The sequence below is a fragment of the Oryzihumus sp. genome (genome assembly GCF_054325275.1).
Genome location: NZ_JBTCWL010000066.1, coordinates 1 through 21,222, shown reverse-complemented (window position 1 = coordinate 21,222; position 21,222 = coordinate 1). Strand labels below are relative to the sequence as shown.

Genomic DNA, 21,222 nt, shown 5'->3' with positions numbered 1-21,222 from the left:
CGTCGCGCTCGTGGGTGAGCCGGTCGAGGTCAGGCACCGCCGCGTCGCGGGCCGCGACGACCTCGGGGTCGGCCAGCCGCGCCTGGGCGTGGTCCCGCCGGCGGTCGAGCTCGCGCAGCTGGGTCTCGAGCTCGCGGACGTGCTCCTCGGGCACCGACGCCTCACGGACCGCGGCCACATCGGTGAAGTCGTTGGCCCGCAGCGACTCCTCGAGCCGTGCGGTGGCCGCGGTAGCCGTGGCGGCGGCGGCCTCGTGCGCCCGGACCGCCCGGGCCAGCGCGTCGACCCCGGCAACAAGGGCCTGGTGGGTGCCCAGCCGGCCCTCCAGCGTGACCTTGCCCTCGCTCCCGCCGTCGTTCTCGCGCTCGTCCGCGGCAGCCGTGGCCGGGGAGGCGGTCGCGCAGGGGCAGTCCGCATCGTGCTCGGCCTGGAGGGCACGCACCCGCCCGGTGACCTCCTGGAGTCGCTCCCGCGCCCCGGACGCCAGGGCGCGGGCCGTGTCGCGCTGGGCGGTCAGCTCGCCCTGCCGGGTGCGCAGCCCCTCCAGGTCACGGCGCCGTGCCTCGACCCGGGCCTCGGCGGCAGCGAGCCCCGTCGCAGCGGCCAGGGCCGCCTCCAGGGCCTGCCTCGCCTGCGCGAGCTCCTCGGCCAGCTCCTGGGTCGTGGCGTCGACACCGGCGAGCTCCTCGTCGCGGGCCGCGACCGCCCCGGCGAGGGCGGCGACCTCGCCTGCCCGCAGCGTCTCGGTGGCACCCGCATCGGTGACCGCACGTTCGGCTGCGGCGACCTGCTCCGAGGTGACCACGTCACCACGGGTCGCCGGGGACGGGTGCTCACACGCACCGCACACCGGGCACTGCTGGCCGTCGGCCAGCGAGGCAGCCAGCTCACCGGCCATGCCCTCGAGCCGCCGCTCCCGCAGCGAGACCGCCTCCTCGCGAGCCTGCAGCGTCGCCGCGCGCGCGGTGGCCAGCTCGGCCTCCAGGGAGGCCAGCCGGGGCCGGGCCAGGTCCTGCTCCGCGCTGAGCCGGTGGGTGCGGGTCAGCCGTTCGGCCTGCGCCTGCGTGGCGTCGACCACCGCCGCCTGCCCGCGCAGCGCGGCGAGGGCCTCCTCGGCCTGTGTCACGGCCTCACCCGCGGCCACGACCTCGGTGGCGACGCCGGCCGCGGCCTCGTCACGGGCGGCTGCGTCGGCCTCGTGCGCCTCCGCCTCGCGGTGGAGGCTGGCCAGCTCCTCGGCCACGGTGCGGGCGCGCTCCAGGGGTTCGGCGGCCGTGCGCAGGCGTCCTGCCAGGCCCTCCACCACCGACACGTCGGGCAGCTCCCCGCCCGCAGGCTGCCAGGCGAGCAGCTGCGCCAGCGGGGCCGCGAGGTCGAGCACCTCGCCGCTGGTGGTGGCGAGGACGGCGGTCGCGTCGTCGGCGGCCTTGAGGTGGCCGCTGACCACGGCCGCGCGGCGTGCTGCAGCCACGGTGGCGGTGGCGGCGTCGTAGGCGGGCCGTGCCGCCTCGAGGGCCTCGAGCTCGGCGGTGGCCCGGGCCGCGGCCGCCTGCAGCTCCAGGGTGCGGCGCCCGGCGTGCCAGGCGGCATCCGCGACCTCGTGGCGGTCCTCGGCCAGGGAGCGGGTGGCCAGGGCGGCGCCGGCGTGCTGGGTGACCGCGGACTCCAGCCCGGTCAGCGCGGCCGCCACCGCGGGGCGCGGCAGGGTGCTCCAGTCCGGCAGTGCCAGAGCCGGCTCGTCGGCGCCGGCCCCACTCTCGGTCCCCGTCTCGTCGAGGTCGAGCAGCTCGACGGCGGTGTCGACCTGGGCCAGGTGGCGCGCCAGCTCGGCCCGGCTCTCGGCCAGGTCGCCGGCCAGGTCGCGGCGACGGTCGGCCAGCCACGCCTCGATGTCGGTGAACCGGCTCGTGTCGAACAGCTTGGCCAGCACGGTGCGCCGGTCCTCGGGGCTGGCCCTCAGGAACGCGGCGAAGTCCCCCTGTGGCAGCAGCACCACCTTGACGAACTGCTCCAGGCCCATGCCCACGACGTCCTGGATGACCTGCGCCACCTCGTCGTTGCGCGTGCCCCGGTTGACCCACTCACCGTCGACCCGCTCCTCGAGCACGACGCTGGCCTGGACCTTGGTCGTGCCGGTGCCGCGCTTCTTGGGCCGCTGGAACTCCGGGGACCGCACGATGAGGAACCGGCGGCCGCCGGCGGTGAACTCCAGCCGCACCTGCGGCACAGCGCCCTCGCCGGCGTGGTCGCTGCGCAGGCTGGACCGGGCGCCCGCCCGCGCTCCGGGCAGTGCGGCATAGAGCGCGAAGCAGATGGCGTCGAGGACGCTGGTCTTGCCGGCACCGGTGGGGCCCTGGATGAGGAAGAGTCCGCTGGAGGAGAGCTCCTCCAGGTCGACCTCGCACTCGGAGGCGAAGGGCCCGAAAGCCGTGATGCCCAGGTGATGCAGCCTCATGCGGCACCACTGCGCTGGTGGCCCACGTCGGCCTGTCCCTCGTCGTCGTGCCGGGCACGGTCGCGGCGCGAGCCCTCGACGGCTGAGCCGAGCAGCGCCCGCTCCGCCTCGGTGGGCGGGTTGCCGCCGCGGACATGGGCCAGGAAGTCACAGCACAGGTCGAGGTCGTCGCGCTGCCTCACGGCGGCGGCGTAGGGGGTGGGCAGCTCGCGGACCCCCTGCGGGTCGAACTGGAGCACCAGGGTGTCGGGGAAGCGCTCGCGCAGCCGGTCCATCGCCCCCAGGGGGCGCACGCTGTCGGTGAGCGTCACCTGGCACCAGGCCCTTTCGGCGCCGGCATGCCGGGGGTCGGCCAACAAGTCCTCGAGGGTGCCGCGCAGCACCGCCAGCGGCTTGTGCACCGGAGCCTCGACCGCGGTCACCCCGACACCGGCGGAGTCGAGCTCCACCAGCCAGGACCCCTTGGTGTGGTTGACCTCGGAGAAGGACAGCGGCACCGGGGACCCGGAGTAGCGCTGCCCCTCGGCGACCTGCTGGCGGCCGTGCAGGTGGCCCAGGGCGACGTAGTCGACCCCGTCGAACGTCGAGGGGTGCACGGCGCTGACCCCGCCGACGCTGATGTCGCGCTCGGACTCGCTGGTCGCCCCACCGGTGACGAAGGCGTGAGCCATGACCACCGAACGCCCGCCGCGCCCGGCCAGGTCGGCGCGCACCCGCTGCATGGCCGCCCCCAGCACCGCGGCGTGGGTGCGTTCGCCGGCGTCGAGCCGGTCGGCGGCCACCGACGGCTCGAGGTAAGGCAGGGGGTGGACCGCGACGTCGCCCACCATCACCGGCCGGCCGATCGAGGACAGCCCGGTGCGGATGTGCAGCCCGGCGCGCTCGAGCAGCTCCGCGGCGAAGCCGAGCCGGATCGCCGAGTCGTGGTTGCCGCTGGAGAGGACGACCTGCGCACCGGCGTCGATGAGGCGGGTGACCGCCTCGGAGAGCAGGGCCACCGTCTCCGGCGCGGGCAGCGCCCGGTCGTAGACGTCGCCGCTGACGAGCACCGCGTCGACCCGCTCGGCCCGGACCACCTCGACGAGGTGGTCGACGAAGGCCGCCTGGGCGTCGAGCAGCCCCACCCGGTGGAAGGACCGCCCCAGGTGCCAGTCGGAGGTGTGGATCAGACGCACGCCTGCAGGCTAGGGGGAGTCGCCGACAGGCCGGTGCACCCTCCCCGGCGTGCCTCCGGGGCGCCTGCTGCTACACGGCATACCGGGGTCGCATCCGCGCGGAGGTGACACTCGCGGGTATGGCGTGCACCACCACCTCTGCGCGGCTCCCGGCCGCCATCTGGCAGGGCGCTCGCCGGTGTGGTTGGGTCACGCTCAGGGGACGACTCGCCCAGGGAGGACACCATGGGAGCTGAGGTCAGCGGCACCGGCTACACGCGTGAGCAGCGGCAGCGGTACCGCGAGAAGGTCCAGCAGAACCTCGACGTCTTCGAGCGGATGCTCGCCACGAGCCACTTCGAGTTCGACCGGCCGATGACCGGCATGGAGATCGAGCTCAACCTCGTCGACTCCGACTACCTGCCCCGGATGGGCAACGCGGACGTGCTGGAGAAGATCGCCGACCCCGGCTACCAGACCGAGCTCGGGCAGTACAACATCGAGTTCAACGTCAGCCCCCGGCCGCTGCCCGGCGACGCGGCGCTGGAGCTGGAGGACCACCTGCGCGAGAGCCTCAACCGGGCCGAGTCACGGGCCAACGAGGTGGGGGCGCACACCGTGGCCATCGGGATCCTGCCGACGCTGACCCCGGAGCACTTCACCACCGAGTGGATGAGCATCAACCCCCGCTACACCGCGCTCAACGAGGCGATCTTCAACGCCCGCGGGGAGGACATGTTCATCGACATCGAGGGGCCCTCCGGGGAGCGGCTGGCCACCTACGCCGACTCCATCGCGCCCGAGTCGGCCTGCACCTCGGTGCAGCTGCACCTGCAGGTCGCGCCGCACGACTTCGCCGCGCACTGGAACGCCGCCCAGGCCCTGGTGGCACCGCAGGTCGCGGTCGGGGCCAACTCGCCGTACTTCTTCGGCAAGCAGCTGTGGGCCGAGACCCGCGTGGAGCTGTTCGCCCAGGCCACCGACACCCGCTCGATCGAGCTGAAGAACCAGGGGGTCCGGCCGCGGGTGTTCTTCGGCGAGCGCTGGATCACCTCGATCTTCGACCTGTTCGAGGAGAACGTGCGCTACTACCCGGCGCTGCTGCCGGAGACCACCGACGAGGACCCGGTCGCCAAGCTCGAGGCCGGGCAGGCGCCGGCGCTCGCGGAGCTGCGGCTGCACAATGGCACCGTCTACCGGTGGAACCGGCCGGTCTACGACCTGGTCGACGGGATGCCCCACCTTCGGGTGGAGAACCGCGCGCTGCCCGCCGGCCCGTCCATCGTCGACGTCCTCGCCAACGCCGCCTTCTACTACGGCGTGGTCAAGATGCTGGCCGAGGAGGACCGGCCGGTGTGGACCAAGATGAGCTTCGCCGCGGCCGAGGAGAACTTCCGGGCGTGCGCCCAGAAGGGACTGGAAGCGCGGCTGTACTGGCCCGGCTACGGGGAGGTGCCGGTCGACGAGCTGGTGCTGCGCCACCTGCTGCCGCTCGCGCACACCGGGCTGGAGCGCTGGGGTGTCTCCCAGGCGGTGCGCGACCGCTACCTCGGGGTGATCGAGGGGCGCTGCACCTCGGGCCTCAACGGCGCGTCGTGGCAGGTCGCCTGTGTCCGGCGGCTGGAGGACCGCGGGGCCGACCGCGCCACGGCCATGCGTCGCATGCTGGAGCGCTACGTCGGCAACATGCACAGCAACGAGCCGGTCCACACGTGGAAGCTCCCTGACTGACCGACCCCGGAAAGGCGCTCGCGGCAACGGTTCCCGGCGTGTGTCGGCCACTAGGGCTACCCTTCACCTGATCCCCTCCCCTTGACGCCCTTGACGCGAAGGGTGACAGTGGTGAGGGACAGGGAGGCACACATGGACACCCACACCGGCCGCCGTCGCACCGACACCGACGCCGCAGACCGGCCCGCCGATCCCGCGTTCGAGCGCCGGCTGCTCGCCCAGGTCGAGCGGCTCATCGCCGAGCGCGGCTCGGTGCTGGCTGCCCAGGGCAGGTCCCTGGCCGACCTCGGCGACGTCGAGGAGTTCGCCGAGCGCATGGTCGCCGCCCTGCCCACGCGCCACCCCTACGACGAGTCCCTCGGCCCGTTCTACGACACCGCCGGCCTGGTCACCTGGCTCGGCGTGAGCCGCCAGGCGGTGGCCGACCGGGTCCGCCGCGGCACGCTGCTGGCCTGCCGCACCGCTGACGGGCACCTCCTCTACCCCTCCCTGCAGTTCGGCCGGGACGGCCAGGTGCGCCCGGGAGTCTTCGAGGCGGTGGGGGAGTTCACCCGCCGCGGCGTCGACGGCTGGGCGGTGGCGCTGTGGCTGACCACCGCCTCGGAGGCGTTCGAGGGGCACAGCGCCGTGGACTTCCTCGTGCTCCACCGGTCCTCGGCGGCTGCGCTGCAGCGAGTGGCCGAGGTGGCCACCGCCGACGCCCAGTCCTGGGTCGCATGAGCGCAGGCACCCCCGGGCCCCGCTCGCGCGAGGTCGTGGCGCAGCGGGCGCCGCAGACCGCGCTGGCCGGCTTCCCGGCATACCGGCTCGAGCCGCGCACGGTGCTGTGCCGTGCGCACCTGGCGGCCAACGGGCCGTGGTGGTTCAGCCATGACGGCGGGGGCCGGTTCGACCTGCCCGCGCCGCGGGGCACCTGCTACCTCGCCACCGACCCGGCCGTGGCCGTCCGCGAGCGCCTGGGGGCGGTGCTGGGTGGCGTGCCCTACGTGCCGGTGTCCCTGCTGGAGGGGGTCGTCGTCTCCCGCCTGGGGGTCCCGGTCGCACGGCGGCTGGCCAACCTGCGGGTGGCCCGCGCCGCCGACTTCGGCGTCACCCGCGAGCTGGAGACGATGGTCCCGTATGCCGTGCCGCAGGCCTGGGCGCGCGCGCTCGCCGACGCCGCGATGGAGGGAGTGCGCTACGGGCCGCGGTTCACCCCGGGAGCGGCCTCCTCGGTCGCGCTGTTCGACGAGGCGGGTGCCCGGGACTGGCCGACCGACCGGACGCCGGTCCCGGCCGTCGACGTCCCCGGCGGCCCGCACCCGATGCCCGCGCCGCACCGTGGCGACCTCACGGTGGTGCGACCGCCCGGCACCCGCACCCGGGGCCACAAGGCCTGAGCCTCAACGGGTTTCACCGGGGTGGGTGGCCCGAGGCCGCCTCGGTGGCGGCCTGCTCGCAGGTGTCCATGGTGTCCTGCCCGGTGAACGCGTCGTGCACCTTGGCGCTCCCGGCCACGGAGCCGAGCAGCCGGCACACCCGGTCGAGCTGGAAGGACAGGGAAGAGGTGTCGGTCGACGTGTCCCGTGGCAGGGTGTCCACCTCGTCGCGCAACGACGACAGCTGCACCGCAAGCACGACGACGGCGACGGCCAGGACCGTCACGACCGTTGCGAGCCACGTCGTCACCGTGGTGCCGGCTCGGTTCGTCGGTTCGTGCGCCGTCGTGGTCTGCGCGCTCATGGATCCCCCCGGGGTCAGAGGCGGCCGCTGCCGCCGGCGACGACGTTAGCGCTCGGGAGGTTCCGGGGTGCGGTTCCACGACACGATGGCCGGGGTCTCCCGCTCCCAGCCGAGCTCGCTGAGGGAGCCGGCGTGCAGGATGAGCTGCGCGGCCATCCGGGGCTCCTGGCGCAACCACACGGTTGCCAGCACCCGCAGGCAGTGCCCGTGCCCGACGAGGACCACGTCCCCCTCGGCGAGCGCCGGACGCACCCGGTCCAGGACCGCCCGGGTGCGGGCGGCCAGTGCCTCCAGGGTCTCCCCGGGGGTGTCACCGGAGGGGACCCCGTCGTCGAAGACGTTCCACGGCCGGCCGAGGCGCTCGCGGATCTCGGCGGTCGTCAGCCCCTCGTAGGCGCCGTAGTCCCACTCGACCAGGCGGTCGTCCACCTGCACCCCGGTCAGCCCGGCGAGGTCGGCCGTGCGCCGGGCCCGTTGCAGCGGGGAGCTCAGGACCAGGGCGAACCTGCGGCCGTCCAGCAGCGTGGCCAGGGCCTTGGCGCCGGCCTCGCCCTCGGGGGTGAGTGGGACGTCGGTCAGCCCGGTGTGCCGGCCAGCCCGGGCCCACTCGGTCTGGCCGTGGCGCACGAGCAGCAGCGACCCCGGTGACGGGGCGTGAGGAGGAGTCACTCTGGCAGGCTAGAGGCCATGGCTTCCCAGGAGCAGCACCGGTCCGTGTCCCTGCGCCGCACCGGGGAGGGCAACCTCGTCGCCATGAACGCGCGCGGGGGAGAGCTCACCTTCGGCACGGGCGAGGAGGGCCGCTTCACCCCGGTGGAGCTGCTGCTGGCGGCGATCGGCGGTTGCACCGCCCTCGACGTCGACGCCCTCACGTCCCGGCTGGCCGAGCCCGAGCGCTTCGAGCTCGTCGTGGGCGCCGAGAAGGTGCGCGATGCCGATGGCAACCGCCTGCAGGACATCACGCTGACCTTCCACGTCACCTTCCCCGAGGGGGAGCAGGGGGACGCCGCCCGGGAGCGCCTGCCCGACGCCGCCGCGCGCTCGCACGACCGGTTGTGCACCGTGTCGCGGACCGTCGAGCTCGGCACCCCGGTGTCGTGGAGCCTGGCCGAGGACGCCTGACCGGGCGGCATTTCGTCCCTTCTGTCACGATATGGCGCGTGTCTGCGCCAGAACCGTTCCTGTCCGAGCCAGAACCGGTGCTGCCCGCTGCAGCCGCCCCGGTGCGGCTCGCCCCGGCCCCTGCCACCCCGATCGCGGCCTGTCGACCGCTGCACACCGACTCCCTCGACCGGGACCACGCCGGTGCGATCGCGTTCGTGCTCAAGGCTATTGCCGACCCGATCCGGCTGCGGATGGTCAGCATCCTGCTCCGCGCGGAGGGGCGGCAGGCGACCGTTGCCGACCTCACCGCCGAGTTCGACCTGACCCAGCCGACGGTCTCGCACCACCTCAAGGTGCTCCACGAGGCCGGCGTGCTGGAGCGCAGCCGTCGAGGCGTGTGGGTCTGCTACCGCGTCCGGCCAGAGGCCATGGGGGCGTTGTGGCGGGTGTTCGAGGCGCCGCCGGACGGCGCCTGGTGACGCTCGGGGAGTCCTGACCGCCCCGGCCGGACGCTCTCCCACGGCCGTGGGAGACCTCACCTGACCTCGGCTTGCGTGGCCCCGCCGCGCGGCGCAGTCTCGAGACATGGCTGATCTCAACGGCAAGACCATCGCGTTCCTCGTGGCCGGCGAAGGCATCGAGCAGGTCGAGCTCACCCACCCGTGGGAAGCCGCTGCCGCCGCCGGCGCCACCACCGTCCTGCTGAGCCCGAAGGGCGGCTCGGTGCAGGCCTTCAACCACCTCGACAAGGCCGATACGTTCCCCGTCGACCGCCAGGTCGGCGAGGCCTCGGTCGCGGACTACGACGCCCTCGTGCTGCCCGGCGGGGTGGCCAACCCCGACGCCCTGCGCCTCGACCGGGACGCCGTCGGGTTCGTGCGCCACTTCGTCGACTCCGGCAAGCCGGTGGCCGCCATCTGCCACGCCCCGTGGACCCTGGTGGAGGCGGGGGTGCTGGGCGGGCGCACGCTCACCTCGTGGCCGAGCCTGCGCACCGACATCACCAACGCGGGCGGCACGTGGGTCGACCAGGAGGTGGTGGTTGACGGCAACCTCATCACCAGCCGCAACCCCGACGACCTCAAGGCGTTCTCGGCGGCCCTGCTCGACGCCCTCGGCGGCTGACCCGAGCCCACGTCTTACCGGCCGGGACCGGAGCCCGCAGCGGGCGCCCGGTCCCGGCGGAAGTCTCTGGCAGGATCGCCGCATGAGCGCCTCCCGCACGTTCTCGTTCCGGACCCTCAACGTCTTCACGGCGGGGTCCGACGACCCGTTCTCCGGCAACCCGCTGTGCGTCTTCGAGGACGCCCGGGGCCTGAGCACCGAGGAGATGCAGGCGCTGGCCCGCCAGCTCAACCTCAGCGAGACGACCTTCGTCCTGCCTGCCGGGGATGACGGCGCCACGGCGCAGGTGCGGATCTTCACGCCGACCTACGAGATGCCCTTCGCCGGACATCCGACCCTGGGGACCGCCCACGTGGTGCGCGACCTGCTCGGCACCGGGGACGAGGTCGTGCTGCGGGTGCCCGCCGGCGACATCCCGGTCAGGGCGGTAGGTGACCGCTGGACCCTGCAGGCCAAAACCCCTGCGGCGCAACCGGTCCAGGCTTCCCGTGAGCAGCTCGCCGCCATGGTCGGGCTCCCGGTCGAGGCCATCGGGGCCGAGCCCCTGCTCGTCAACACCGGGGTCACCCAGCTCATCCTGCCCGTGCGCAGCGTCGAGGACGTGCGGGCCGCCTCGGCCGACCCGCGGCTCCTGCGCGAGAGCGCCTCGAGCCTGGGCGACGAGGCACTGGTCTACGTCTGGGCGCCCGTCGACGACGAGGTGGTCGAGGCCAGGCTCTTCTTCACCCAGGGCGCGTCCGCGATCGAGGACCCGGCCACGGGGTCGGCCTGCGCCAACCTCGGCGGATGGTTCCACCTGCACGGTGAGCGGGGGCTGCGCCGGGTGGTCCACCAGGGCGCACAGGTGGGCCGGCCCTCCGTCCTCGACCTGGAGGTCGACGACGAGGGGCAGATCCTCGTGACCGGTGAGGTGCGCCAGGTGGGCACCGGAAATTTCACCCTCTGAGTCGGTGCCCGCCGGTAGGTTGCGGCCATGCCGACCTTCACCAGCCATGACGGCGCGATCCTGCACTACGACCTGATCGACGAGGGTGCCAGCGGTGAGCCTCTGGTCGTTCTGGCCGGCGGCGCAGCCCGCCACCCGGCATACCTGGGCGACCTGGCCGGGCTGTCCTCGGTGCGTCCCCTGGCCGTCCTGCACCAGCGGGGTGTGGGTGGGTCCGCCGAGGCGGGCCCGCTGATGGCGTGGCCCGAGCTCGCCCACGACGTCGAGGCCCTGCGCCGCCACCTTGGCGGGGGCCAGCTCGACCTGCTGGCGCACAGCGCGGGCACCCGCGTCGCCTTCGCGTATGCCGCGTCGCACCCCCAGCACGTGCGTCGCCTGTGCCTGGTGACCCCTCCGGCGGACTACCTGGTGGACGTCGAGGACGACAGCAGGGCGATGGTCATGGCTCGCAGCGACGAGCTGTGGTTCCCCGCGTTTGCGGAGGCGGTGCCGGCGCTGGAGGCGGCCAGCACCCCGCAGGAGCACCGCGCCCTGGCCCACCTCATCGCGCCGCTGGCGTGGGGGACGTGGGACGAGCAGGCCCGGGCGCACGAGGCAGTCGGGGACTTCTACCTCGACGCGGCCGGCGCCTTCTTCTCGGCGCCCGTGCCGGAGGGCTTGGCTGAGCGGCTGGCCTCGTGTGGCGCGCAGGTTCTCGTGCTGGCAGGGGAGCGGGACGCCCTGACCGGGCTCAAGCCGGTGCTCGCGGTTGCCGACCTGTTCCCGCGCGGCACGGCCGCCGTCATCGAGGGCGCCGGCCACTACCCCTGGGTCGAGCGCCCGGAGGGCTTCCGCGCCGCGGTCGACCCGTTCTTCGGCATGGACCGCGGCTGAGGGTGCCGTGCCGACCTACGTTGCCTTCCTGCGCGCCGTCAACGTCGGCGGCCGCTGGGTCAAGATGGCCGAGTTGCGGGATGCGTTGCAGAACAACGGGTTCCGCGATGTCGAGAGCTATATCCAGAGCGGCAACCTGCGGCTGACGAGCGCGATGCGGTCAGCCGCCCGGGTCGAGCGAGCCGTGGAGGAGGTCCTCCGCGAGGGCTGGAAGCTGGAGGTGCCCACGATGGTGCGCACCCCGGCCGAGCTGCGCTCGCTCGGCACGGCCCTCGCCGGCCTGGACACCCCGTTGCCCGGGCAGCCCCGCCGCTACGTGTCCTTCTTCAAGGACGAGCCGCCCGAGGGCGCCGTGCAGGCCCTACACGCGTGGGACCGGGAGCATGAGCGGGTGCGGGTGCTCGGCCGGGAGGCTGTCCTGTGGCTGAACCTGCCGGCCCACGAGGCGAAACTGACCAACGCCAGGCTCGAGCGGCTCGGGGGTGCCCTCGCGACGACCCGCGACGTCAAGGTGGTGGACGAGCTCGTGCAGCGCTGGGGCGGCTGAGCACCGCCCGCCCGGGGGGACCGGGCGGGCGGTGGCCGTCAGTGGTCGCGGTGGTTGTGGTGGCGATGCGTCACCGCGATCATCGCCCACCAGGTCTGCGGGTCGAGCACGCCGGCCGCGCGCACACCGTGGCTGCGCTGCCACGCCAGCAGGGACGCCGCCATGGGCGGCGTGAAGATGCCGGTCCGCGGCAGGCCCAGGACCTGTTGGGCGGCCGCCACGCCGGCGCCCTTCGCGCCGGGCTTGAGCGTCGACCGGGACTGCTGGTAGAGCGCGCGGACCAGGTCATGGCGGCTCAGCTCCGCATAGGTCGGGCCCGGCACGGGTGCCGGAGTCGGCGCGGGGGAGGGGGACGGCTTCGGCGCCGGTGCGGGAGCCGGTGACGGCTTGGGTGCCGGGGCCGGGCTGGGCTTCGGGGCGGGCGCCGGCGTCGGCTTGGGGGCCGGTGCCGGCACGGGTGCGCCCTTGGCGAGGGCCCACAGCGCCGCCGTGGTCCCGTTGAAGGCGCTGAGGTCGACCCGGCCGCTGATGCCGGCGACCCTGCCGGCGTTGGTGTACTGCCAGAACGTGTAGCGGCTCCACCCGCCGGGAAGCGAGGTCGGGGGTCGGCTCGACCAGCTGGCCAGCCACAGGTAGTAGGACCGGAACGCGGTGGAGTTGCCCATCGAGTGGGTCCAGAAGTAGGGGGAGACGTAGACCATCGGCGTGCGACCCGTGGTGGCCTTGACCCGCTTGAGCCAGGTCGAGACCCAGGCGGTGAGCTGGGCCGGCTTGAGGCCGCCGGTGACCTCCAGGTCGAGCACCGGCGGCAGGTCGCCCCGCGCGCCGAGCTTGCCGGCGACCCGCACGAAGTAGTCGGCCTGGGCGGTGGCCGAGCCGGCCGAAAGGCTCGGTCGCGCGAAGTGGTAGGCGCCCCGGGCCATGCCCTTGGCGTGGATCGAGGCGAAGTCCCCGCGGAAGTACGGGTTGGTGTAGCCGGCGCCCTCGGTCGCCTTGACGAAGGCGAACGCGGCACCACCGGTGGCCTTGGCCGCGCCCCAGTCGATGCTGAAGCCGCTGGGGTGCTGGTAGCTGGCGATGTCGGGCCCGATCACCTGGGCGTGGGCGATCGCGGGACCCGACAGGCCGATTGCCGCGAGGGTCGCCGCCGCGATCCGAAGCATCCGGACCCGGTTGTGGGCACGACGAAGTAGAGGTGTTGACATGGTTGGCTGGGTCCCCTTGTTTCCTGCGTGTTCTGCGCAAGCTCTCACGGCACCGCTGCTGGACCGTTCGCCTGGTGGGAGGAGCACCTCGGGCGCCCTGGAGGGCGGGATGCTCCGACCCCATGACGGTAGGTGGCGGGTCGATGAGGGGTGGTCAAATCTGACCAAATGCTGACCTTTCCCCGACCCGCGCCTGTCTTTGGTGTGATCCGGATCCGGGCGAACCGGACAAGTGCGGCACCACCGCCGCAGCGCGCCTCCGGCAAGGACCCCAGTGGCCGATTCCTGCCGTGCGCGCAGGGTGCCTGCTAGTCGTCGGCCATGGGGGAGTGGTCCACGGCGTCTGCCGCTGCGGACATCGACTCGTCCATGTAGATCGAGGTCGTCGACAGGTTGGCGTGGCCGGCGATCTGGGCGACGGTGGCGATGTCGACGCCCGAACGGGCCAGGATCGTCAGCGCGGTGTGTCGCAGCGCGTGGGGCGTGGCCCGGCGGTCGAGCTTGGCGCGGGTGTAGCGCTGGATGAGGTACTGCACGTCGCGGGGTGCCATCCGCCACCCCCGGACCGTGACGAACAGCGCGCGCTCGGCGTCGGCCACCCGGGTGCTGCGGGCGGTGTCTGCCGGGTCGGTCACCGGCGGGGGAGAGGGGCGTCCCTGCTCGAGGTAGGCGTTGATGGCCTCGACGGTGCGTCGTGTCAGCGGCAGGTCACGGTCCTTGCCGCCCTTGCCGTGCACGCGCAGCACCGGCCGGTCGGTCTCCTCGTGCATCCGGATGTCGGTGCGGTTGGCGCCGCACAGCTCGGAGACGCGCGGCCCGGACTCGATGAGCAGCCGCAGAATCGCCTCGTCGCGCAGAGTCAGGCCCTGGTTGGCGCGAGGGTGGTCGACCGCCTTGGTCGACGGCGCGGCCCGCAGCGTGCGCGCCTCGCCCGCCTGCAGACCCAGGCGCGCGCCGGAGGCGCGCTTGGGGGTGCGCGGCGGGCTGAGCTTGAGGGTGGGGTCGACCTGGACGTATCCGCGGTCGGTCGCCCAGCGGAACAGCCCGCGGACCGCGGTGAACCAGCGGGCCCGGGCGTGCGGGCCGCGGCCCTGTGGCTGGCTGCCGTCCTGGCCCATCTTCACGCCCTTGGTGAAGCGGCGGTCGGGAGCTTTGGCTAGGCGGGTGAGGGCCACCTCGATGTCGTCGCCCTCGACGTCGTCAAGCACGGTGTCGGGGCCGAGGAGGGCCACGAACTCGGCGAGGTCGCGGGTGTACGCGTGCAGGCTCGTGGGGCTCATCTCCGAGCGCATGACCCGGCGCTCGAGGGACTCCTGGTACTGCAGGACGGCGTCACGGACCGTGACGCGAGTCAGGAATGCGGGGGAGGCCATGGGCGGAATGTACCATTTGTTCGTGTATGACACATTACACGCACAAGTAAGACCACTTTCCTGCGTTTGGTCCCATTTGCGCTTCTGGATGCCACAGCCTCCCACGAGGCACTGACAGGCCTCCGACACATCCCGGAGGAGCGCGCCGATCGGCGTCCGCTGCCCGGTCCGGCGGACCGTTTGTCGCCGCGCCTCCCGGGCCAGGGCGACGACGGCCTCCAGTTCACGGCCCGCGCGCCGAACCGGGCATGCGCCGACGCCTGCTGGTCTCCGCGGCTCATCTGCAGAATCATCCGCCTGACGTGCCACGCAGCACCGGTTGTCAGGGTGCGTGGCGATCCTCTGGTGCATCGACCCGCTGCGACGTCACCGACGCCTATGGCGTCGTCCCGGCTGGCAGCTGTTCGGTCACGTCGTGCGCGTCGGTCGCGGTAGCTCGCCAGGCGCCGTCCTGGCGAGCGTGTTTCGCGCAGACACGTGGGGCAACGGTCATGCCTGACCGGCCCGGCTTCCTGGCCCCCTCGTCGCTTCCCGGTGCTCAGCCCGTAACGCCGATAATCGACATTATGTCACTTCATCTGGTGAACGCACTCCTCCGCTCGACGCGAGGAAGCCACGCTCCGTCAGCCGGCGAACCTGGCCACGAACCCGACGAGACGTCTGGTGCCAGCGCGTGGAGCTCCTCTGCTTCGATGCGGCCCGCCGCTCGTCCGAGGCGATGACCTCCGGGCTGGCCGACGTGTGCTTCCTGGCCATCGACCCGGCCCGCGAGGCCGAGGTGGCCTTCACCGCCCCGTAGGTCGTCATCGAAGGGGTCTGCGCGGTCCCACTCGACTCCCCCGTCCGCGCCCTCGCCGACGTGGATCGAACAGGTGTCCGCATCGGCGTCAAGCGCGGGTCCGCCTACGACCTGTTCCTCACCCGCACCCTCACGCAGGCGACCGTCGTGCGCGGCGACGAAGTGGTGGCCGCGTTCCGCGCCGCGGGGCTGGAGGTCGCTGCCGGCATCCGGCAGCCGATGACCGCGTTCGTCGACGCCCACCCGGACGTCCGGCTGCTCGAGGACCGCTCCATGCAGATCCGACTGGCCGCGGACCCCTACTCCCCCAGCCACTGCCCGTCGCGCATCAGCTCCCGGCCGCGCAGCTCGTTCTCCTCGCGCCAGGCCTGCACCCGCCGCGGCGTGACCCGGAAGTACGTGTAGTCCGTCGTCAGGTCGCGCGGGTCGAAGCCGGTCCGCGCCGCGAACCTGTTGCCCAGCTCCTCGCTGACGTCCCCGGTGCCCAGCGCCACGACCGCGCCCTCGAGCATGACCACGTCCCGGGTGGTGCCCAGCGCCACGCGCGTCCGGCCGGTGTCGGCCAGGTTGCGCCCGGTCGGGCTCGCCGTCGGCGTCGACACCAGCAGGCTCTGCCCGTCCCAGAGGAAGGACAGGGGCACGAGGTATGGCGTGCCGTCACCCGGGTCCGCCGTGGCCACCCAGGCGTCCACGTCCTGCTCCAGTCGCGCGATGGTGTCGCGCACGCGCTCGTCGGTGCTGCGGGCGGGTGGTGTGGTCATCGCGGCACTCCTGACTGGCCGCCAGGTGCGGCTCCCCCCGCATCCTCTACCGCGCTTCTGGCTCCGGGAGTGAGCCACGCGGTCGCGAGCGCCTGGCCTCGGGACAACCGGGGCAACACGGAGGGCGGCACCCGCGTCGGGTGCCGCCCTCCCCTGCGTCGTCAGTCGCGGAAGGCCTCCTTGACCTTCTCTCCCGCCTGCTTCAGGTCCGCCTTGCTCTGGTCGACCTGGCCCTCGGCCTGCAGCTGGTCGTCGTCGGTGGCCTCGCCGAGTGCCTGCTTGGCCTTGCCCTTGGCCGACTCTGCCGCGTTGCCGATCTTGTCGCTGAGCCCCATGTCACTCCTCCTGCGGTTGAGGAACCGAACCCCGCCACCCTCGCACGGACGGCTGAGGAGCGCAGCACCGGACGGCCGGGATCGCCTCGTCCGTTCGGCCGGAAGACCTGTGGACAGCCCGGTCGGCGCTCGCCCCGTGCCTAGCCTCGAAGGGGCGGGGGCGTCCAGACAAAGGGGAGGCTCAGCCAATGCGGTCGGTATGCCGGGCAGTCGCCAGCGGCGCCCTTGCCCTGTCCCTGACCACGGCCGGTGTCTCCGGTGCCGGGGACGCCCTGGCCGCTCCGGCGCCCTCCCCGACCCCCACGGCCTCCCCGTCGTCGGGCTCGACGGCCGGCGCCACGCCGACCCCCGCCGCGAGCGCCACGCCCACGCCCGGGGTGGACGCCCAGCTGCCCGCCGGTGCCGGGGAGCAGCCGGCGCTCACCCCGGCGCAGCTGTCCAGCCAGATCGCCGCGGCCGACCGGCTCCGGGCCGGGCTGATCGCCTCCAGTGCGAAGGTCGCCACCGCCACGGCCCGCATCGACCGGCTCTCGGGCCAGTCCGCGACCGTGCTGGCCCAGCTGTCGGTGGCCCGGCGGGCCGAGGCGGCGGCGCGCGCGGAGGCGCTGCGTCAGCTCCAGCGGTTCCGCTCGCTGGACGCGGCGATGCAGGCCGACCAGGACAGCGTGGGCCGCTGGGCGCACGACGCCTACGTCAATGGCGGCCCCCTGGCCGACTACATGACCTTCATGCAGGTGCTGAGCACCCCCGACCCGGAGCAGGCCGCCGACCCCATGGCGATCCTGCAGTACGTCGCTGCGGCCCGGGGCCGGGCGCTGGACCGGCTGCAGGGGCTGACCGCGGCCCAACAGGACGCCGCCGACCGCGCCGAGAAGGCAGGCCGGGACGCGATCGCCGCGGCGGCACGGATCCAGGCAGCAAAGGCCAGGCTCGACACCCTGCTGGTCCAGCAGCGTGCGGCCCTCGCCGACCTGCGCCAGTCCCAGGCCGACCAGCTGCTGGCAGCCGGGTCGGTGCGCGGGGCGCTGCTGCGCTCGCACGACCCCGAGGCGCGGGCAGCCGACAGCCGCCTGGCGCAGGCGCTGCAGACCCAGGGCACGCAGGTGTTCGGCGACCCCGGCACCCCGTGCCACGCCAGCACGGCGACCTACCCCAACGGGCAGATCCCCGCTTTGGCCCTCTGCCCCCTGTATGCCGCGCCCGGCAAGGGGCTGCGCCCCGCGGCAGCAGCAGCGTTCAATGCCATGAGCCGGGCCTACGAGAAGGAGACCGGCTCGCCGCTGTGCGTCACCGACGCCTACCGTTCGCTCGCCGGCCAGGTCGCCGTGGCGAAGAGCCGCCCCGGCTTCGCGGCGGTCCCCGGCACGAGCAACCACGGCCTCGGCCTGGCCGTCGACCTCTGCGGCGGCGTGCAGAGCTTCGGCAGCAGCGCCCACTGGTGGATGCAGACCCACGCCCCGCTGTACGGCTGGTTCCACCCCGCATGGGCCGAGCCGACCGGGGTGCTGCCGGAGCCGTGGCACTGGGAGTTCGCCCAGTGAGTCGTCCCACGGCCAGGACACGCGCCCAAAGCAGGTGGCGGCGCGCCACCGCGTGAGAGCCTGCGCGCATGACGAGCGCGCTCGACTCCGGTGTCGGCCGACAGGCCCGACGCGACACCCCGCACCAACGGGCGTGGTACTGGTACGACTGGGCCAACTCGGCCTACGTCACCACCACCATGACGGTGCTGATCGGCCCCTACCTCACATCGGTGGCCAAGGCCGCCGCCTGCCCGGGGCTGGCCGACGGGGCGTCCTGCCGGACGGACCTGGACGTGCTCGGCATACCGGTCTCCCCCGGCTCGCTGGCGCCGTACACGCTGACCGTGTCCACCCTGGTCTCCGCGGTGCTGCTGATCTTCGTCGGCGCCGTCGCCGACCGGTCCCCCCGGCCGACCCGGCTGTTCGCCGGGTTCGCCTGGGCCGGCGCGCTCGCCGGCAGCCTGCTCTTCCTCGTCGCGGGTACCAGTTGGCAGCTCGGGGTGGCGCTGCTCATCGTCGCCAACCTGTGCCTCGGCTCCTCGCTGGTGATCTATGACTCCCTGCTGTGCCGGATCGCCGCGCCCGACGAGCGCGACCGCGTCTCCAGCCGGGGCTGGGCCCTGGGCTACGCCGGCGGCGGGCTGCTGCTGGCGCTGAACTTCGTGCTGCTCAACGTGCACGACGCCCTCGGACTGAGCCAGGGCATGGCGGTGCGGGTCAGCCTGCTCTCGGCCGGACTGTGGTGGGGGGCCTTCACGCTCATCCCGGTGCTGGGGCTGCGCGACGTCCACGGGACGACGGCCACCCCCGTGGAGAAGCAGGCCGGGGTCGTCGGCGGCAGCGTGCGGCAGCTGGCGCGCACGTTCGCCGAGCTGCGCCGCTACCCGCAGACGCTGCTGTTCCTGCTCGCCTACCTGTTCTTCAACGACGGCATCCAGACCGTCATCGGCAGCTCGAGCCTCTATGGCATCGAGGAGCTGAAGTTCGCCCAGAGCACCGTGCTGGGCGTGTTCCTGCTCGTGCAGTTCGTCGCGTTCGGCGGGGCGCTGCTCTTCGGCCGGCTGGCCGGTTCCTACGGCGCGTGGCGGGTCGTCCTGACCAGCCTGGGCGTGTGGACCCTCGTGGTCACCGCCGCCTTCTTCGTGCCGGCGAAGGCCCTGGGCGCCTTCGTGGCGCTCGCGGTCCTCATCGGCATCGTCCTCGGCGGCAGCCAGGCCCTGTCGCGGTCGCTGTACAGCCAGCTGATCCCCCGCGGCCGCGAGGCGGAGTTCTTCAGCCTCTACCAGGCGATGGAGCGCGGCACGAGCTGGTTCGGCACGTTCGTGTTCGGCCTGGTGCACCAGCTCACCGACTCCTACCGCTGGGCGATCGTGGCGCTGATCGTCTTCTTCGTGCTCGGCGGGGTGCTGCTCTCACGCGTGCGCATGGCCGAGGGCATCCGGGCGGCGGGCAACGAGCTGCCCGCCGTGGTGTGACTCACAGTCCCCGCACAACTTCGGATCCGGGGCGCTGAGCAGGAACATTGCGCCCGGTCCCGGCGTTGGAGCAGGTGATTCCCCCACGCACCACCTGTGCTGGCGAGCAACACGTTGGGAGACCTCCGACATGGCCGAACGATCACTGCGTGGCACCCGTCTGGGCGCCCTGAGCATGGAGACCGACGAGAACGTCGTGCCCAGCGAGCGCCAGCTCGTGAAGTACGTCTGCCCTCAGGGCCACGTCAGCGAGCTGCCCTTCTCGATCGAGGCGGACGTGCCGCCGAGCTGGGAGTGCCGCTGCGGCCTCGACGCCAAGCTGGTTGACGGCCCCGAGCCCGAGGCCAAGGCGACCAAGCCGGCGCGCACCCACTGGGACATGCTGCTCGAGCGCCGCTCCATCCCCGAGCTGGAGGAGCTGCTGCAGGAGCGCCTGGCCCTGCTGCGCGAGTCCCGCGGCGAGAAGCCGCGCCGCAAGCGCTCCGCCTGACCTGAGCACCCCGCCGTCGACGACGGCCACGGTCTGACCCCACGCCACCCCCTCCGGCGTGGGGTCTGTGCTGTCCGCACCGGTTGGCTGCCGCGGTCCCGGTCGGCGGACGCGCCGCTCGCCCGGTATGCCGGGTGGCCGGCTAGAGCACCTCACCCTCGATGGTGTCCCCACCGGCGCCGCCCGCTCCCCCGGGCCCGCCCCAGCCGCGGAGCAGCCGGGCGGCCACGGCGCGCTCCAGCAACCGGCGTGCCAGGGGCCGGGTGACCGGCAGGACGAAGAAGAACCCCGCGATGTCGGTCAGGAAGCCCGGGGTGAGCAGCAGGGTGCCGCCGACGAGGACCAGGGCCGCGTCGGTCAGTTCCCGGGAGGGCATCCGGCCGGTCTGCAGCGCCACCCGCAGTGCCTGCCACGTCTTGGAGCCCTCCCGGCGCACCAGCCACGCGCCCAGCGCCGACTCCACCAGCAGCAGGAAGAAGGTCTGCCACCCGCCGATGGCCTTGCCCACCGCCACGATCACCGAGATCTCGGCGATCGGCACGACGACCAGCAGGACGAAGACGACGGTCAGCCACCGGGGTCGGCGCCGCCGCGGCGGGTGGGTGGTCACTGTGGCAGGCGGTGCCAGGTCGGCTCGCGCCGGGTCAGGGCCCGGAGCTGCCCGGCACGGTAGGTCGCACCCCAGGCGGTGATGCGGCGCATCGACTCGCGCACGATGTCCTTGCTCATCTTGGAGTCACCGATCTCGCGCTCGACGAAGGTGATCGGCACCTCCCGCACGGTGAGCCCGCGACGCACGGCGCGCCATACGAGGTCGACCTGGAAGCAGTAGCCCTGGGAGGCGACGTCGTGCAGGTCCATGAGCCGCAGCGCGGCGGCGCGGTAGACGCGGTAGCCGCCGGTGGCGTCGCCGACCGGCATGCCCAGCAGGGCCTTGATGTAGATGTTGCCACCCACGCTGAGCGCCTTGCGCGACAGCGGCCAGTTGACCACGGTGCCGCCGGGCACCCAGCGGGAGCCGAGGACCACGTCGGCGCCTCGCAGCGCCTCCAGCAGCGAGGGCAGCTGCTCGGGCTGGTGCGAGCCGTCGGCGTCCATCTCGACGAGGGCGTCGTAGCCCTGCTCCAGCGCCCAGGCGAAGCCGGCCAGGTAGGCGGCGCCGAGGCCCTCCTTGCCCTGACGGTGCAGCACCCTGACGTGCTCGTCGACCGCGGCCAGGCCGTCGGCGACCTCGCCGGTGCCGTCGGGTGAGTTGTCGTCCAGCACCAGCACATCGGCCTCAGGCACCGTGGCCCGCACCCGCGCGACGATGCGCGGCAGGTTCTCCCGCTCGTTGTACGTCGGGATGAGCACGACGACCCGGCCGATCGGGCCGCGGTCGGAGGAAGCGTCCGCGGTGCGGGGCGCAGGGTGGGTCATGTCCGTCCTTCACTGGTGGTGCGGTCGCCCCGACTGTACCGGCGCAGCCCGTGCCGTCCGCGGGCGATCAGCAACAACACCACGGCGGCGCAGGCGAGCAGCTCCGGCCACTGACCGACCCGGTCGGCGAGGGTCAGGCCCGAGCGCACCGGCAGGACGCCGGCCAGCAGCGCCGCGGTGAACAG

The 21,222-nt window shown here is 73.4% G+C and carries 24 protein-coding genes and 1 pseudogene; 14 read left to right on the top strand and 11 right to left on the bottom strand.

Annotated elements, in window-relative coordinates:
* Positions 1–2,455 (bottom strand): AAA family ATPase (locus tag ACXVGS_RS15420; protein ID WP_458537132.1); only part of this gene is annotated, 2,455 nt, incomplete at its 3' end.
* Positions 2,452–3,630 carry an exonuclease SbcCD subunit D gene (locus ACXVGS_RS15415; protein WP_458537131.1) on the bottom strand — a complete coding sequence of 393 codons (1,179 nt, stop codon included), beginning with the start codon at positions 3,628–3,630 and terminating at the stop codon, positions 2,452–2,454. The genes ACXVGS_RS15415 and ACXVGS_RS15420, both read right to left, overlap by 4 nt.
* Positions 3,631–3,855: 225 nt before the next feature.
* Between ACXVGS_RS15415 and ACXVGS_RS15410 the strand changes: the two genes are divergently transcribed.
* The 3 genes from ACXVGS_RS15410 (at position 3,856) to ACXVGS_RS15400 (ending at position 6,719) form a co-directional block, all read left to right on the top strand.
* On the top strand, positions 3,856–5,340 hold the full coding sequence (locus ACXVGS_RS15410) for a glutamate--cysteine ligase (protein WP_458531494.1): 1,485 nt from the start codon (positions 3,856–3,858) through the stop codon (positions 5,338–5,340).
* 132 nt (positions 5,341–5,472) lie between these two features.
* Positions 5,473–6,060 carry a hypothetical protein gene (locus ACXVGS_RS15405; protein ID WP_458529820.1) on the top strand — a complete coding sequence of 196 codons (588 nt, stop codon included), beginning with the start codon at positions 5,473–5,475 and terminating at the stop codon, positions 6,058–6,060.
* A complete protein-coding gene (locus ACXVGS_RS15400) occupies positions 6,057–6,719 on the top strand; it encodes an RES domain-containing protein (protein WP_458529821.1) in 663 nt (220 codons plus the stop codon). The genes ACXVGS_RS15405 and ACXVGS_RS15400 overlap by 4 nt, the downstream gene beginning before the upstream one ends.
* Positions 6,720–6,732: 13 nt before the next feature.
* On the opposite strand, the gene ACXVGS_RS15395 is transcribed toward ACXVGS_RS15400, so the two are convergent.
* Positions 6,733–7,062, bottom strand: coding sequence for a hypothetical protein (locus ACXVGS_RS15395; RefSeq protein ID WP_458529822.1), 330 nt, complete (start codon positions 7,060–7,062; stop codon positions 6,733–6,735).
* Between the two features lie 45 nt (positions 7,063–7,107).
* Positions 7,108–7,731 carry a histidine phosphatase family protein gene (locus ACXVGS_RS15390; protein WP_458529823.1) on the bottom strand — a complete coding sequence of 208 codons (624 nt, stop codon included), beginning with the start codon at positions 7,729–7,731 and terminating at the stop codon, positions 7,108–7,110.
* Between the two features lie 18 nt (positions 7,732–7,749).
* Here ACXVGS_RS15390 and ACXVGS_RS15385 point away from each other — a divergent pair, with 18 nt between their 5' ends.
* From ACXVGS_RS15385 to ACXVGS_RS15360, 6 genes are all read left to right on the top strand, one after another.
* Complete coding sequence (locus ACXVGS_RS15385; RefSeq protein ID WP_458529824.1) at positions 7,750–8,184, top strand: OsmC family protein; 435 nt, start codon at positions 7,750–7,752, stop codon at positions 8,182–8,184.
* A gap of 38 nt (positions 8,185–8,222) precedes the next feature.
* The gene (locus tag ACXVGS_RS15380) at positions 8,223–8,645 is read left to right on the top strand and encodes a metalloregulator ArsR/SmtB family transcription factor (protein WP_458529825.1); all 423 of its coding nucleotides are present in this window, start codon (positions 8,223–8,225) and stop codon (positions 8,643–8,645) included.
* Positions 8,646–8,751: 106 nt separating this feature from the next.
* A complete protein-coding gene (locus ACXVGS_RS15375) occupies positions 8,752–9,291 on the top strand; it encodes a type 1 glutamine amidotransferase domain-containing protein (protein WP_458529826.1) in 540 nt (179 codons plus the stop codon).
* 82 nt (positions 9,292–9,373) lie between these two features.
* The gene (locus ACXVGS_RS15370; RefSeq protein WP_458529827.1) at positions 9,374–10,237 is read left to right on the top strand and encodes a PhzF family phenazine biosynthesis protein; all 864 of its coding nucleotides are present in this window, start codon (positions 9,374–9,376) and stop codon (positions 10,235–10,237) included.
* 27 nt (positions 10,238–10,264) lie between these two features.
* Positions 10,265–11,110, top strand: coding sequence for an alpha/beta fold hydrolase (locus ACXVGS_RS15365; protein WP_458529828.1), 846 nt, complete (start codon positions 10,265–10,267; stop codon positions 11,108–11,110).
* Positions 11,111–11,117: 7 nt separating this feature from the next.
* The gene (locus ACXVGS_RS15360; RefSeq protein WP_458529829.1) at positions 11,118–11,657 is read left to right on the top strand and encodes a DUF1697 domain-containing protein; all 540 of its coding nucleotides are present in this window, start codon (positions 11,118–11,120) and stop codon (positions 11,655–11,657) included.
* A 38-nt stretch (positions 11,658–11,695) separates the two neighbouring features.
* On the opposite strand, the gene ACXVGS_RS15355 is transcribed toward ACXVGS_RS15360, so the two are convergent.
* Both ACXVGS_RS15355 and ACXVGS_RS15350 read right to left on the bottom strand, forming a co-directional pair.
* Positions 11,696–12,820 (bottom strand): GH25 family lysozyme, encoded by a 1,125-nt coding sequence (locus ACXVGS_RS15355; protein WP_458537130.1) that lies wholly within the window; start codon positions 12,818–12,820, stop codon positions 11,696–11,698.
* Between the two features lie 350 nt (positions 12,821–13,170).
* Positions 13,171–14,235, bottom strand: a complete 1,065-nt coding sequence (locus ACXVGS_RS15350; protein WP_458529831.1) for a tyrosine-type recombinase/integrase — start codon at positions 14,233–14,235, stop codon at positions 13,171–13,173.
* A gap of 673 nt (positions 14,236–14,908) precedes the next feature.
* On the opposite strand from ACXVGS_RS15350, the gene ACXVGS_RS15345 reads away from it, so the two are divergent.
* Positions 14,909–15,034 carry a hypothetical protein gene (locus ACXVGS_RS15345; RefSeq protein ID WP_458529832.1) on the top strand — a complete coding sequence of 42 codons (126 nt, stop codon included), beginning with the start codon at positions 14,909–14,911 and terminating at the stop codon, positions 15,032–15,034.
* 60 nt (positions 15,035–15,094) lie between these two features.
* Positions 15,095–15,439, top strand: a complete 345-nt coding sequence (locus ACXVGS_RS15340; RefSeq protein ID WP_458529833.1) for a hypothetical protein — start codon at positions 15,095–15,097, stop codon at positions 15,437–15,439.
* Here ACXVGS_RS15340 and ACXVGS_RS15335 read toward each other — a convergent pair.
* Positions 15,334–15,795 carry a pyridoxamine 5'-phosphate oxidase family protein gene (locus ACXVGS_RS15335; RefSeq protein ID WP_458531490.1) on the bottom strand — a complete coding sequence of 154 codons (462 nt, stop codon included), beginning with the start codon at positions 15,793–15,795 and terminating at the stop codon, positions 15,334–15,336. The two genes, ACXVGS_RS15340 and ACXVGS_RS15335, sit on opposite strands and share 106 nt — an antisense overlap.
* Positions 15,796–15,956: 161 nt before the next feature.
* Positions 15,957–16,130, bottom strand: a complete 174-nt coding sequence (locus ACXVGS_RS15330; protein ID WP_458537129.1) for a CsbD family protein — start codon at positions 16,128–16,130, stop codon at positions 15,957–15,959.
* A gap of 188 nt (positions 16,131–16,318) precedes the next feature.
* Here ACXVGS_RS15330 and ACXVGS_RS15325 point away from each other — a divergent pair, with 188 nt between their 5' ends.
* From ACXVGS_RS15325 to ACXVGS_RS15315, 3 genes are all read left to right on the top strand, one after another.
* Entirely contained in the window at positions 16,319–17,671 is a 1,353-nt protein-coding gene (locus ACXVGS_RS15325; protein ID WP_458529836.1) for a D-alanyl-D-alanine carboxypeptidase family protein, read from the top strand.
* A 68-nt stretch (positions 17,672–17,739) separates the two neighbouring features.
* The gene (locus tag ACXVGS_RS15320; RefSeq protein WP_458529837.1) at positions 17,740–19,128 is read left to right on the top strand and encodes an MFS transporter; all 1,389 of its coding nucleotides are present in this window, start codon (positions 17,740–17,742) and stop codon (positions 19,126–19,128) included.
* A gap of 130 nt (positions 19,129–19,258) precedes the next feature.
* A complete protein-coding gene (locus ACXVGS_RS15315) occupies positions 19,259–19,618 on the top strand; it encodes an RNA polymerase-binding protein RbpA (RefSeq protein ID WP_458529838.1) in 360 nt (119 codons plus the stop codon).
* A gap of 142 nt (positions 19,619–19,760) precedes the next feature.
* Here the strand turns inward: ACXVGS_RS15315 and ACXVGS_RS15310 are convergent, their stop codons facing one another.
* From ACXVGS_RS15310 to ACXVGS_RS15300, 3 genes and pseudogenes are all read right to left on the bottom strand, one after another.
* Positions 19,761–20,228 carry an FxsA family protein gene (locus ACXVGS_RS15310; protein ID WP_458529839.1) on the bottom strand — a complete coding sequence of 156 codons (468 nt, stop codon included), beginning with the start codon at positions 20,226–20,228 and terminating at the stop codon, positions 19,761–19,763.
* The gene (locus ACXVGS_RS15305; protein ID WP_458529840.1) at positions 20,225–21,037 is read right to left on the bottom strand and encodes a polyprenol monophosphomannose synthase; all 813 of its coding nucleotides are present in this window, start codon (positions 21,035–21,037) and stop codon (positions 20,225–20,227) included. The genes ACXVGS_RS15310 and ACXVGS_RS15305 overlap by 4 nt, the downstream gene beginning before the upstream one ends.
* A pseudogene (locus ACXVGS_RS15300) lies at positions 21,034–21,222 on the bottom strand (apolipoprotein N-acyltransferase); the annotation flags it as partial. The pseudogene ACXVGS_RS15300 and the gene ACXVGS_RS15305, both read right to left, overlap by 4 nt.

Coding starts and splice junctions, on each gene's coding strand:
- ACXVGS_RS15325 (WP_458529836.1), top strand. CDS start 16,319: ATGCGGTCGGTATGCCGGGCAGTCGCCAGCGGCGCCCTTGCCCTGTCC.
- ACXVGS_RS15395 (WP_458529822.1), bottom strand. CDS start 7,062: ATGAGCGCGCAGACCACGACGGCGCACGAACCGACGAACCGAGCCGGC.
- ACXVGS_RS15410 (WP_458531494.1), top strand. CDS start 3,856: ATGGGAGCTGAGGTCAGCGGCACCGGCTACACGCGTGAGCAGCGGCAG.
- ACXVGS_RS15365 (WP_458529828.1), top strand. CDS start 10,265: ATGCCGACCTTCACCAGCCATGACGGCGCGATCCTGCACTACGACCTG.
- ACXVGS_RS15385 (WP_458529824.1), top strand. CDS start 7,750: ATGGCTTCCCAGGAGCAGCACCGGTCCGTGTCCCTGCGCCGCACCGGG.
- ACXVGS_RS15375 (WP_458529826.1), top strand. CDS start 8,752: ATGGCTGATCTCAACGGCAAGACCATCGCGTTCCTCGTGGCCGGCGAA.
- ACXVGS_RS15330 (WP_458537129.1), bottom strand. CDS start 16,130: ATGGGGCTCAGCGACAAGATCGGCAACGCGGCAGAGTCGGCCAAGGGC.
- ACXVGS_RS15400 (WP_458529821.1), top strand. CDS start 6,057: ATGAGCGCAGGCACCCCCGGGCCCCGCTCGCGCGAGGTCGTGGCGCAG.
- ACXVGS_RS15315 (WP_458529838.1), top strand. CDS start 19,259: ATGGCCGAACGATCACTGCGTGGCACCCGTCTGGGCGCCCTGAGCATG.
- ACXVGS_RS15320 (WP_458529837.1), top strand. CDS start 17,740: ATGACGAGCGCGCTCGACTCCGGTGTCGGCCGACAGGCCCGACGCGAC.
- ACXVGS_RS15350 (WP_458529831.1), bottom strand. CDS start 14,235: ATGGCCTCCCCCGCATTCCTGACTCGCGTCACGGTCCGTGACGCCGTC.
- ACXVGS_RS15405 (WP_458529820.1), top strand. CDS start 5,473: ATGGACACCCACACCGGCCGCCGTCGCACCGACACCGACGCCGCAGAC.
- ACXVGS_RS15370 (WP_458529827.1), top strand. CDS start 9,374: ATGAGCGCCTCCCGCACGTTCTCGTTCCGGACCCTCAACGTCTTCACG.
- ACXVGS_RS15355 (WP_458537130.1), bottom strand. CDS start 12,820: ATGCTTCGGATCGCGGCGGCGACCCTCGCGGCAATCGGCCTGTCGGGT.
- ACXVGS_RS15305 (WP_458529840.1), bottom strand. CDS start 21,037: ATGACCCACCCTGCGCCCCGCACCGCGGACGCTTCCTCCGACCGCGGC.
- ACXVGS_RS15335 (WP_458531490.1), bottom strand. CDS start 15,795: ATGACCACACCACCCGCCCGCAGCACCGACGAGCGCGTGCGCGACACC.